This window comes from Clostridium saudiense (genome assembly GCF_000577815.1).
Lineage (GTDB): Bacteria > Bacillota > Clostridia > Clostridiales > Clostridiaceae > Clostridium > Clostridium saudiense.
On sequence record NZ_CBYM010000008.1, the window covers coordinates 100,035 to 111,570 of the forward strand.

Consider the following 11,536-nt stretch of genomic DNA (forward strand, 5'->3'; position numbering starts at 1 on the left):
TTGGAGGAATTAAACTTATGAGAATGTATGACCTTATAATGAAAAAGAGAAAAGGCGAAGAATTAACAAAAGAAGAAATAAACTTTTTTGTAGAAGGGTTTACAAATGGAAGTATACCAGACTATCAAGCATCAGCAATGCTTATGGCTATATTTTTCAATAAGATGAATAAGAGAGAAACTGCAGAATTAACTAATGCTATGGTTGAATCTGGAGATAAAATTGATTTAAGTAATATTAATGGAATAAAGGTAGATAAGCATTCTACTGGTGGTGTTGGAGATAAAACATCTATTTGTTTAACTCCTTTAGTTGCATCACTTGGAATACCAGTTGCTAAGATGTCAGGAAGAGGTTTAGGTCATACTGGTGGTACTATAGATAAACTTGAAACATTTAAGGGATTTTCTGTTGAATTAACAGAAGAACAATTCATGGAAAATGTTAATAATATTAATATTGCTATTATGGGGCAAAGTGGAAACTTAGTTCCTGCTGATAAGAAGTTATATGCATTAAGAGATGTTACAGCAACTGTTGATAACATGTCTTTAATAGCATCAAGTATTATGAGTAAGAAAATAGCTTCAGGAGCTGATGCTATAGTTTTAGATGTTAAGGTTGGAGATGGTGCATTTATGAAAACACCAGAAACAGCTAAAGAACTTGCAAGAGAAATGGTTGATATCGGAAATCATCTTGGAAGACAAACTATTGGAGTAATTTCTGATATGGATCAGCCATTAGGATATGCAATAGGAAATAGCTTAGAGGTTATGGAAGCTATTGAATTATTAAAAGGAAATGGCCCTAAAGACCTTTTAGAACTTACATTAACTATAGGCTCAAATATGTTACTTTGTGCTAAAAAAGCGGAAAGCGAAGAAGAAGCTAGAAAAATGTTACAAGAAAATATAGCTAATGGAAAAGGCTTAGAAAAACTTAAAGAATTTATAAAAGCACAAGGTGGAGATATTTCACCAATAGATGATTTTAGTAAATTCCCTAAGGCTAAGTATATAGAAGAAGTTATTGCACCAAGAGATGGTTATATTACTAAGATTAAAGCAGAAGCTTTTGGACTAATTGCCATGGAACTTGGAGCAGGACGTGCAACTAAAGAAAGTGAAATAGATTTAGCTGTAGGACTTGTTTTAAATAAAAAGAGAGGCGATAAAGTTAACAAGGGTGATGTTCTAGCGTACATACACTCAAATAACGAAGGGAATATAGAAAAGGCTAGAGAAAGTATCTTAAATAATATAACTATTGAAGATAAATATGACTTAAATATTCCGCTAATTTATGACATTATAAAATAAAGTTAACAAACTTAATCAGTGACAAGCTTGTCGCTTGTCACTTTCAATGATTAGGGGTGTAGCCTAAGAGGAAAATATGATAAATAGAAAGTAAAATTCTTTTTATCATATTTTTATTTTTTTTGGGCAATAATAAGCTTAAAAGGAGGAGAACAAATGAAGAAAAAATTATTTAAAAAAATCTCTATTATTCTTTTATGTTTATTATGTTTAAATACAGTTATTCCAATGGCGTCTGAAAGAAATGAATGGGAAAATGAATATCCACAGGATATTTATACAGCATGTTTAGAAGAAGGTATGAATGTAGATGCAAAATCTGCAATTCTTATTGAGCCTGTAAGTGGTACAGTACTGTATGAAAAAAATCCAGATGAAAAATTTGCCCCAGCTTCTGTAACTAAAATAATGACAATGTTATTAGCAATGGAAGCTATTGATAGTGGTAAAATTTCATTAGATGATAAGATAACTTGTAGTGAAAATGCTAAGAGTATGGGTGGAAGCACAATGCTTCTAGACACTGGAGAGGTAAGAACTGTTGAAGAAATATTAAAAGGAATAGCAATAGCATCAGGTAATGATGCAGCAGTTGCTATGGCAGAATTCTTAAGTGGTTCTACTGATGAATTTGTTAAATTAATGAATGAACGTGCTCAAGAACTAGGAATGACTAATACAACATTTAAAAATTGTAATGGTTTACCAGTTGAAGGGCATTTAACAACAGCAAGAGATATTTCTATAATGTCATTAGAATTACTAAAGCATCCAACAATATTAAAATATAGCGGTACATATATGGAAACAATATCTGAAGGAAGAAAGAGTCCTATTGAGTTAGTAAATCACAATAAATTAGTTCGTTTCTTTGATGGATGCGATGGTTTAAAAACTGGATTTACTCAAGAAGCTAAGTATTGTATAAGTGCAACAGCTGTAAGAGATGGAGTAAGAATGCTTGCTGTAATTATGGGAGCACCTACATATAAGATTAGAAATAGAGATGCTAGTATGCTTATGAATTATGGTTTCTCAAAATATCAAGGTAAAAAGCTATTTAATAAAGATGATGATGTTGAAACTGTATATTTAGGAAAGAGTGAAGATAGATATTATGTAGCAAAAGCTAAAGATGACTTATCTATAGTATTCTTAAAAGGCAGTGAAGGAGAACCACAAAATAAGATTATATTAAATGAGCCAAAAGATAGTTATACTGAAGGTGAAATAGTAGGAAAATGTGAAGTATATCTAGATGGTCAAAAGGTTGGAGAAGTAGAGTTATATTGTGATAGAGATGTTGAAAAAGGCGGATTTATTGATAACTTAAAATATAATATGAAAAATCTATTTAAAAAGGGAGTATAAATAGTATATTTAGTGATTGGATAGACAATATGTTGAGTTAGTCACTAAAATAAAATATAAAAGTTATGTTAAGGGATTAATTCATAAAAAAATGGATTAATCCCTTTTTTTATACTACAATGTAAATGTAGGAAGGTGAACTTTAGTGAAGAGAAAATTAATATATGTAATGGTAATAGTGGGTTTATTAACGGGATGTTCAGCAAATAATGATACTGTAACAAATGGTGAGAATAATAATACTATTATTGAAGAAAATATTGAAGAAGAAACTATGGAATATACTGTGTTTAATGCTTTAGGAAAAAGCTATGAATCAAGTAAAAATATATATGAATTAAATGAAGGGGATAAGATATATGATGACATGAATGGTTATCCTCACGTGCAAGGTGAATATAAGGAAATAGATTTTGCAATAGATTTATTAACGGAATATCTACATAAAAACTCAGAAGCATATAATTATATTGTTAGTGATTGGGATAGTAATAGTGAAGACGTTGTATTGATAGCGGATGAAGAAAAAGAAAGAGTTATGGAAAATGCAAACTTTCTAGGGGAACAATTTGGCCTATCAAATGAAGATCCTGTTTATTTTAAGTTAGATAAGGTTATACTACAAAGTAAAAATGAAAATGATAGTATTGTTGAATTAGAATTAAGAGGCTACTTATCTGCAACTGATGGTAATTATAGACCACTTGGAACATTTACTGTTACGGTTTATACAAAAGATGATAAGTTATATGCTTCAATAGTTTAAAGTAATATATAATTAGTTTTTTATAAAGCGAAATATGAAATTAAAAGGAATTAATATTTTTATTTAAGCTAAATAATGGTAAAATATAAATAGTAATATTTTAAATATAGGAGGATTAAAAATGTCAATTTTAAAAAGATTTAGTGATATAATGTCATCAAATATTAATGCGTTATTAGACAAGGCAGAAGATCCTATTAAAATGATAGATCAATTAATGAGAAACTTAAATGATGATTTAAATAAAGTTAAAGCAGAAACAGCTTCAGTAATGGCGGAAGAGACTAGAGCTAAAAGAGAATTAGATGAATGCCAAAGAGATGTAAATAAAATGTTAGAGTATGCAAAAAGGGCTGTAGATGCAGGAAATGATGATGATGCAAGAGCGTTTTTAACAAAGAAGGTATCATTATCTGAAAAGTTAAGTGCACTTAACACAAAGTATGAAGCTGCACATAATAATTCAGTTAAGATGAAAGAAATGTATAATAAATTAACAAGTCAAATTGAAGAGCTTAATGAAAGAAGAAGCACAATTAAAGCTAAAGTTGCAACTGCAAAGATGCAAGAAAGAATTAATAAAATGGGCTCATCTATAAATAATTCAAAATCAAGTTTAGATTCATTTAGCAGAATGGAAGAAAAGGCAAATAGAATGTTAGATGAAGCAAATGCTATGGCAGAATTAAATTCAAAGCCAAGTGATGGAATAGATGATTTAATGAGTAAATATGATAAAACTTCTAATAGTGATGTAGAAGATGAACTAGCAGCTTTAAAGGGAAATAATAATGCTTCTGCAATTGACGATGAGTTAGCAAAACTTAAAGAAGAAAAATAATATATAGAATATTTTAATGGCATGGATAATATAGGAGGCAAATAGTATGGGGTTGTTTAGTAATCAACTGTTAGACGTAATAGAATGGAATGAAACGAGAAATGATGTTTTGTTCTGGAAATGGAAAAATAGCGAAATTAAAAAGAATAGTAGATTAATAATAAGACCAGGTCAAGATGCTATATTTATGCATAATGGCAAAGTTGAAGGTGTATTTACTGAAGAAGGTAATTATGAAATAGAAACAGAAATAATACCTTTATTGTCAACTTTAAAAGGGTTTAAATTTGGATTTAAGTCTGGACTTAAAGCAGAAGTACTATTTATAAATACAAAAGAATTTCAAGTTAAATGGGGTACTAAGAGCCCAGTAAATATTCCAGCACCAGGAATGCCAGGTGGAATGCCTATAAGAGCTTTTGGATCATTTAATGTTAAGATAGATGATCATATGACATTAATAGATAAGATTGCAGGTATTAAAAGTCAATTTACTGTTGATGATGTAAAAATGAGAGCTTTAGCTGTTGTAGATCAGCTTTTAATGAAATGGATAGTTAGAGAAGGAAAGGATATGTTTAATTTACAAGCAAATTCCTTTGATATAGCAAATGGTATAAAGACTGATTTAGATATGGAAATGATTAAAATAGGTCTTACTATAACATCATTTAATATAGAAAACTTCAGTTATCCTGAGTCAGTTCAAAAAATGATAGATAAAAATGCAGCTTATGGAATGGTAGGTAATATAGGTCATTACCAAAATGTTTCTATGGTAGAGGCTATGGAGAAAAATCCTAATAACTCAATGGCTAATATGGCTCAAGCAGGAATGGGTATGCAAATGGGAATGAATATGATGAATGAAATGAAGAAAAACATGGAAAATAGTTCATCATCTAATTCATCACATAATGCTGGCGGAAATAATTCTAGTACAACTTGTAAGAGTTGTGGAGAACCTTTAAGTGCAAATGCTAAATTCTGCCCTAATTGTGGAACGAAAAATGTTCAAGAAGAAGTTACTAAAACAAAGAAGAAGTTTTGTAGCGAGTGTGGGGCACAAGTAGCAGAAGGTGCTAAGTTCTGTGGAGAGTGTGGCTGTAAAGTAAATTAAAAAGAATTATAATTTTGAAATAGGAAATACCTAAACTTAAGAAAAACATTTAAGGAGTACATTATGATTATCGATAAAGAGTTTTATAACAGAAGTGCAATAGATGTTGCTAATGATTTACTTGGAAAGGTATTAGTTAGAGAAGTTGATGGTAGAATCTTAAAAGGAAAAATAGTTGAAACAGAAAGCTATATAGGAGCTATAGATAAAGCTTGTCATGCTTATAATGGTAGAAGAACAAAAAGAACTGAAATATTATATAGTGATTGCGGAGTAGCTTATGTTTACTTTATATATGGCTTATACCACTGTTTTAATGTTGTTACTAATGAAAAAGATGTGGCAGAAGCAGTTTTAATAAGAGCAATTGAACCTTTAAATGAATTTGATTATATTTCACAAGTTAGATATAAAAAACAATTTAAAGAATTAAGTAAAACTCAAATTAAAAACTTAACTAATGGTCCATCTAAATTATGTTTAGCTTATTTAATAGATAAAGATTTAAATGGGGATAAACTATATGAACAAGGGAAAATCTATCTTGAAGAATCTGAGGAAAATGATTTTGAAATAGTTAAAACAAAAAGAATTGGAATAGACTATGCAGAAGAGGCTAAAGATTTTTTATGGAGATTTTATATAAAAGATAATGATTTTGTATCAAAAAAATAACAAATGTAATTTCTGAATCTTCAAGGTGCAGAAAAGTAAAAGGGAGAGATAAAGATGAGAGTAGCATTAATTGCACATGATAAGAAAAAAGAGGAAATGGTTAATTTCGCAAAAATAAATGAGGAAAGATTATCTCATTTAGAACTTTATGCAACAGGAACAACTGGTTTAAGAATTATGGAAAATACAAATTTAGAAGTGCATAGATTAAAGAGTGGACCTCTTGGTGGAGATCAACAAATCGGAGCTTTAGTTTCTGAACAAAAGCTTGATTTAGTAATATTCTTAAGAGATCCTTTAACATCACAACCACATGAACCAGATATAAATGCATTACTAAGACTTTGTGATGTTTATGAAATACCTCTTGCGACAAATGTTTCAACAGCCCAATTAGTATTAGATGCATTGCATAAATAAAAATTTAATAAAGAAATTACTAAATCGTATAGGTATAGTTTTTGATGTATAAAAAATAGAGTTGCATAATGGCAACTCTATTTTTTTATTTGTGTATAACGTTCATATAAAATGATACATCTACAATATTATTATATACAAAAAATAAAAAAATATATGATAAACATTATTGAAAGTAAAATAAGCATAAAAGTAAGAAAGTTTTCATAGAATTTTTTGAGAACAATAATATAGGGAAAGTTTAGAATGAGTGTTAAAGTAGAATTATTTTCAGGGTTTCTTGGAGCGGGAAAAACACAATTAATAAAGAAGCTAATAGAAGAAGGCTATTATAATGAAAATATAGCTATTATTGAAAATGAATTTGGTGAAGTAAGTATTGATGGAACAATATTAAAAAGAACAAATACATTAGTAAAAGAAATTAATGCAGGATGTATTTGCTGTCAGGTAACCGGTGATTTTAAGGAATCAATTTTAGATGTTGTTGAAAATTGCAATGTAGACAGGCTGTTAGTAGAACCTACAGGAGTAGCAAAGCTAAGTGACATAAAAAAAGTATTTGAAGAGAAAGAATTGAAAGATGTTGCTTATGTTGAAAAGGCAATAACAGTTGTTGATGCAGAAAAATTTAATTTATATTTATCTAATTTTAAAAGCTTCTTTGATAACCAAATAAGAAATGCTGATATTGTGATATTAAGTAGAACTCAAAATATAAGTAGTGAAGAGGTTAAGAAATTACATGATGAAATAGGAAAAATAAATAAAAATGCAATCATCGTTAGTAAGGAATGGAAAAATACTAAAGCTGAAGACTTAATACCAAAGAATTTTATTATAAGGAATAAAGGTACAAAAAGTGGAAAAACATCATTAAAGAAAAGCAGTTTTTCTAAAGGAATACTTAAAAAAGAAAATAATGAAGAAGACCAATTTGAAAGCTTTGCACTTAAGGTTAATAGAAAAGTTTCTAAGGAAGAACTTTTAAGTAAATTTAATTTTATTAAAAATAGCTTTGAATTTGGAGAAATAATTAGAGCAAAAGGAATAGTTGACACTAATAATGGTAAGGAACAGTTTGACTATACTTTATCTGAAATAAATATGGAAAAGATAGCTTATAGAGGAGAATCTGTTATTTCCTTTATTGGGACAAACTTAAATAGAGATAAAATAAAAAATTTCTTTCTTTAGGTGGTGGTATTATGAAGGTTGGCATAGAAGTAGTTACTGGATTTTTAGGGGCTGGAAAGTCAGCCTTTATTAATTCATTAATCAATAAAACTAAGGCAGTTGGTGAAAAAATAATAGTCTTAACATGTGAAAGCGGAAATGTAAAAATTAAAGAGTTAGAAGAAAATGATATTACTGTTAAACATATTGATTTTATAGAGGATAACTCAGAGTTAAACGGAGAAATTTATAAGATTGTTAAGGAATATAAGCCACATAGGATAATAATTGAGTATAACGGTACAGAAACTTTAGAACATTTATACAGATGCATTTTTGATAATGAAACAGGAAAACTCATAAAATTAAATACAATGTATTTTGTATGTGACGGAGATAGCTTAGATTTTTATATTAAGAATATGGGAGAACTTTTACTTCCTTTTATTCAAAGTAGTGATGTTTTAGTAATAAATAATTGTTATAAGTTAAGTGAAGAAAAAATAGAGGAAGATATAGATCTTCTTGGTACATTAAATCATAAAGCACAAATTATAAAGTCAAATAATAATGAGGATTTCGAAAAAGCATTAGATGAAAGTAAGTTGCTTGAAAATAATTTTTTAAGAAACATGAGGGTTAAGATAATTGATTATATGAGAAAGTGAGTTAGCAGGTGAGAAAGTGAGTATAAGTAAATTTGAATCTTGGATGTGGAGTTACCTTGGAATTATTGTTGAAGCACTACCTTTTTTACTAATAGGTGCAGTTTTATCAGCAATAATTCAAATTTATGTTTCTGATGATTTTATAAAAAAAATAATACCTAAAAACAGTATTATAGGATATTTTATAGCTGCAATTGCAGGAATATTTTTTCCAGTTTGTGAATGTGCAATTGTTCCTATTGCAAGAAGCTTAATAAAGAAAGGATTACCTGTAGGTGTTGGAATTACATTTATGTTAGCTGTACCTATAGTTAATCCCGTTGTAATTATGTCTACATATTATGCATTTCCAGATAACATAAGTGTTGTTATCTATAGAACTATTGGAGGAGTAGTAGGTGCATTAATAGTTGGTTTATTGACTGGTATAATGTATGACAAAAAGAAGAAAAATGAAGTTGTTAAAGATGATAATGTTGGACTTTATTGTGATTGTTGTACTTATAGTAATAATTATTATATTTCATTGAAAGGTAAGATAAAGAATTTAATATTAAATGCTTCTAATGAATTTTTAAATATAAGTATTTATTTTATTTTTGGTGCATTCCTTTCAAGTATTTTTGTTGTTTTTATGCAAGATAGCTTAATAAATAATATGACCTCAGGAAAAACCATAGGAATTATAATAATGATGTGTTTGGGCTTTTTACTTTCTTTATGCTCAGAAGCAGATGCATTTGTTGCAAAAGGGTTTATGGACAACTTTGGGGTTGCAGGAGTAATTGCCTTTTTAATATTAGGTCCAATGATGGATCTTAAAAATTTAATTTTAGCCTTTGGATTCTTTAAAAAGAAGTTTGTCCTTAAGCTTTTAGCAATGATTTCTGTTGTAGTATTTCTGATTTGTTTAGTTGTAGTTTAATTAATATATGGGGGAGCTATGAAAAAATTCAATGTTGATGAATTAATATGGTTTATTATTTTAATATTAATGGAAGTTTCGATTGTTTTTTTAATAAGAAGTGGAAATATTACTAACTTTGTAGGAGTAGACATGATAAAATACTTTTACTTAAGTATAGTTATTTTAGGTGTGTTTACAATTGCTCAGTTTGGAAGAATATTTACTATTAAAAGAAGGGTTGAAATAACAAATAAATTTATTCCATTAACTTTCACATTATGTATAGGTTTTATTTTGCTTTTTATATTTCCATTATTAAAAACTAATAATATAAATAGTGATTTGGGCCTTAATAAAAACGATGATGCTATAATTATAAATAGCGAAAATTATGAAATTTTAAATGACATAAATGACAATAAAGAAAAGTTCGAAGGAAAAAAGATGATTTTTTTAGGGTATGTAGATAAAAGTGAAGAAAATCCTGATTGCATTATTATTTCAAGAATAGCAGTGAAATGCTGTCAGGCAGATAAAGAAAAAATACAAATAAGAGTAAAAGGTATTGATAATGATTTTGAAGATGGGCAATGGATAAGTATAAGCGGAGAAATTTGCTTTGATGAAAAGTTCTTTATATTAGCTAATGAATATAAGCTTCAAAATGAACCAACGGATATATATTATCATGAGCACCTTTAGGGTTGTTCTTTTATTAGAAAATTGATATTATATAAGTTATGAGACCCTATAAGATTAATAGGGAAGTTTAATAAAAATATAAAGGCGGGATGAATTAATGGAATTGCCAAAGGTTAAAGTGGCAGATTTTGAAGGACCTTTTGATTTATTACTACATCTTATTAAAAAGAATAAGATGAATATATATAATATCGAGATATATAAAGTTACAAATCAATATTTAGAATATCTTAATACTAGAAAAGTAATGGACCTTGAAATTACATCTGAATTTATAGTAGTAGCAGCTACTTTAATAGAGATAAAATCAAAAAATCTTTTACCAAAAGTAAAGGTTGATGAAGAAGAGGAAAGTGAAGAAGATATTGAAAAAAGATTAATGGAACGACTAATTGAATATAAGAAGATAAAGAACGTTTCAGAATTCTTTAAGAATAAATATATAAATGCTGGTGAAGTTTTTAGTAAAAAGCCTGAAATTATTGAAGAAATAAAACCAGAAAAAATCGATAATGATGATATATTTAAAAATCTTACACTTTTAGATTTATATAATATTTATAATAAAATATTAGAAACCTATAGAGAGAAACAAAATAAGGTTAATGTAGTACAAAAGAAGATATATGTAGATAAGTATAAGGTTGAAGATAAGATGGAAGAACTTTTAGAAAGGTTTAATTCTAGTGAAGTTATTGAATTCAATAACTTAATGAAAGAAAGTACATGTAAGCTTGAAACTGTAGTAACATTTTTAGCATTATTAGAGCTTATAAAGATAAGAACTATTCAAGTTTTCCAAGATGAGAGTTTTTCAAATATACTTATTAAGAGGAGGAGAGATATTGAGTAACATTGATGTTAAGCAATATGAATTTAATGAACTATCAAGAAAGTCAGATATAAAATCAGCCATAGAATCAATGCTATTTGTAAGTGGTGAACCTTTAGCATTAAGGGAATTAAGCAATAATTTAGAACTTAAAGAAAAGAATGTTGAAGAAATCCTGAGTGAAATGGCAAATGAATATGAAGATAAAAGTAGAGGAATAAGATTAATTAGCATAAATGGAGCATATCAATTAGTAACTAAAAGTGAAAATTCAGATTTTGTTCAAAAGCTATTAAAGAAAAATAAAAAACATTCTCTATCACAAGCTTCTATAGAAAGTTTAGCAATAATTGCATATAAACAGCCAATAACACGTATAGATATAGATGAAATAAGAGGTGTTAAATCTGAATCTGCTATTGCAAGATTAATTGAAAGAGGATTAATTAAAGATATAGGTAGATTAGAAGTTCCAGGAAGACCAATACTTTATGGAACAACAGATGAATTTTTAAGACAATTTGGTTTAAAAACAATAAAGGAATTACCATCATTAGATTTATATAGTGATGAAGAAACTCAAAGTTCAATTGATTTATTAAATAAAGCAATTGAAGATATGGAACCAGAAGTTGATGATTTTGAAAATAATGATAATGAAAATAATATAGAAGAGGAAGTAGCAGAAGAGATGAATGAAGCTGCTATTGATGAAGATAAATAATTTTTATTATAT

Annotated in this window: 13 protein-coding genes; all 13 read left to right on the forward strand. The window is 28.0% G+C overall.

Annotation, left to right across the window (positions count from 1 at the left end):
• Window positions 1-17: 17 nt before the first annotated feature.
• The 13 genes from TY07_RS06225 (at window position 18) to scpB (ending at window position 11,524) form a co-directional block, all read left to right on the forward strand.
• Window positions 18-1,322 (forward strand): pyrimidine-nucleoside phosphorylase, encoded by a 1,305-nt coding sequence (locus TY07_RS06225; RefSeq protein ID WP_042396798.1) that lies wholly within the window; start codon window positions 18-20, stop codon window positions 1,320-1,322.
• Window positions 1,323-1,478: 156 nt separating this feature from the next.
• Window positions 1,479-2,693, forward strand: coding sequence for a D-alanyl-D-alanine carboxypeptidase family protein (locus TY07_RS06230; protein ID WP_042396801.1), 1,215 nt, complete (start codon window positions 1,479-1,481; stop codon window positions 2,691-2,693).
• Window positions 2,694-2,838: 145 nt separating this feature from the next.
• Window positions 2,839-3,459 (forward strand): hypothetical protein, encoded by a 621-nt coding sequence (locus TY07_RS06235; RefSeq protein ID WP_042396804.1) that lies wholly within the window; start codon window positions 2,839-2,841, stop codon window positions 3,457-3,459.
• Window positions 3,460-3,580: 121 nt separating this feature from the next.
• Window positions 3,581-4,300 carry a PspA/IM30 family protein gene (locus TY07_RS06240; RefSeq protein WP_042396807.1) on the forward strand — a complete coding sequence of 240 codons (720 nt, stop codon included), beginning with the start codon at window positions 3,581-3,583 and terminating at the stop codon, window positions 4,298-4,300.
• A gap of 46 nt (window positions 4,301-4,346) precedes the next feature.
• Window positions 4,347-5,420, forward strand: coding sequence for an SPFH domain-containing protein (locus tag TY07_RS06245; protein WP_042396809.1), 1,074 nt, complete (start codon window positions 4,347-4,349; stop codon window positions 5,418-5,420).
• A 63-nt stretch (window positions 5,421-5,483) separates the two neighbouring features.
• Entirely contained in the window at window positions 5,484-6,095 is a 612-nt protein-coding gene (locus TY07_RS06250) for a DNA-3-methyladenine glycosylase (protein WP_042396811.1), read from the forward strand.
• Between the two features lie 54 nt (window positions 6,096-6,149).
• Window positions 6,150-6,515 (forward strand): methylglyoxal synthase, encoded by a 366-nt coding sequence (locus TY07_RS06255; protein ID WP_042396814.1) that lies wholly within the window; start codon window positions 6,150-6,152, stop codon window positions 6,513-6,515.
• A 246-nt stretch (window positions 6,516-6,761) separates the two neighbouring features.
• The gene (locus TY07_RS06260; protein WP_042396817.1) at window positions 6,762-7,712 is read left to right on the forward strand and encodes a CobW family GTP-binding protein; all 951 of its coding nucleotides are present in this window, start codon (window positions 6,762-6,764) and stop codon (window positions 7,710-7,712) included.
• A gap of 11 nt (window positions 7,713-7,723) precedes the next feature.
• A complete protein-coding gene (locus TY07_RS06265) occupies window positions 7,724-8,359 on the forward strand; it encodes a GTP-binding protein (RefSeq protein ID WP_042396819.1) in 636 nt (211 codons plus the stop codon).
• A 16-nt stretch (window positions 8,360-8,375) separates the two neighbouring features.
• Complete coding sequence (locus tag TY07_RS06270; protein ID WP_052330627.1) at window positions 8,376-9,284, forward strand: permease; 909 nt, start codon at window positions 8,376-8,378, stop codon at window positions 9,282-9,284.
• Between the two features lie 18 nt (window positions 9,285-9,302).
• Window positions 9,303-9,968: a TIGR03943 family putative permease subunit gene (locus TY07_RS06275; protein WP_042396822.1), complete on the forward strand. Its 666-nt coding sequence runs from the start codon at window positions 9,303-9,305 to the stop codon at window positions 9,966-9,968.
• A gap of 97 nt (window positions 9,969-10,065) precedes the next feature.
• Complete coding sequence (locus TY07_RS06280) at window positions 10,066-10,821, forward strand: segregation/condensation protein A (RefSeq protein WP_042396824.1); 756 nt, start codon at window positions 10,066-10,068, stop codon at window positions 10,819-10,821.
• Window positions 10,814-11,524: an SMC-Scp complex subunit ScpB gene (scpB, locus tag TY07_RS06285; RefSeq protein WP_396021000.1), complete on the forward strand. Its 711-nt coding sequence runs from the start codon at window positions 10,814-10,816 to the stop codon at window positions 11,522-11,524. Before TY07_RS06280 ends, scpB begins: the two co-directional genes overlap by 8 nt.
• The last annotated feature ends 12 nt before the right edge of the window (window positions 11,525-11,536 follow it).

Excerpts from the sequence above, each read along its gene's own strand:
- TY07_RS06225 (WP_042396798.1), top strand. The coding sequence starts at position 18 with ATGAGAATGTATGACCTTATAATGAAAAAGAGAAAAGGCGAAGAATTA.
- TY07_RS06230 (WP_042396801.1), top strand. The coding sequence starts at position 1,479 with ATGAAGAAAAAATTATTTAAAAAAATCTCTATTATTCTTTTATGTTTA.
- TY07_RS06240 (WP_042396807.1), top strand. The coding sequence starts at position 3,581 with ATGTCAATTTTAAAAAGATTTAGTGATATAATGTCATCAAATATTAAT.
- TY07_RS06245 (WP_042396809.1), top strand. The coding sequence starts at position 4,347 with ATGGGGTTGTTTAGTAATCAACTGTTAGACGTAATAGAATGGAATGAA.
- TY07_RS06250 (WP_042396811.1), top strand. The coding sequence starts at position 5,484 with ATGATTATCGATAAAGAGTTTTATAACAGAAGTGCAATAGATGTTGCT.
- TY07_RS06255 (WP_042396814.1), top strand. The coding sequence starts at position 6,150 with ATGAGAGTAGCATTAATTGCACATGATAAGAAAAAAGAGGAAATGGTT.
- TY07_RS06260 (WP_042396817.1), top strand. The coding sequence starts at position 6,762 with ATGAGTGTTAAAGTAGAATTATTTTCAGGGTTTCTTGGAGCGGGAAAA.
- TY07_RS06265 (WP_042396819.1), top strand. The coding sequence starts at position 7,724 with ATGAAGGTTGGCATAGAAGTAGTTACTGGATTTTTAGGGGCTGGAAAG.
- TY07_RS06275 (WP_042396822.1), top strand. The coding sequence starts at position 9,303 with ATGAAAAAATTCAATGTTGATGAATTAATATGGTTTATTATTTTAATA.
- TY07_RS06280 (WP_042396824.1), top strand. The coding sequence starts at position 10,066 with ATGGAATTGCCAAAGGTTAAAGTGGCAGATTTTGAAGGACCTTTTGAT.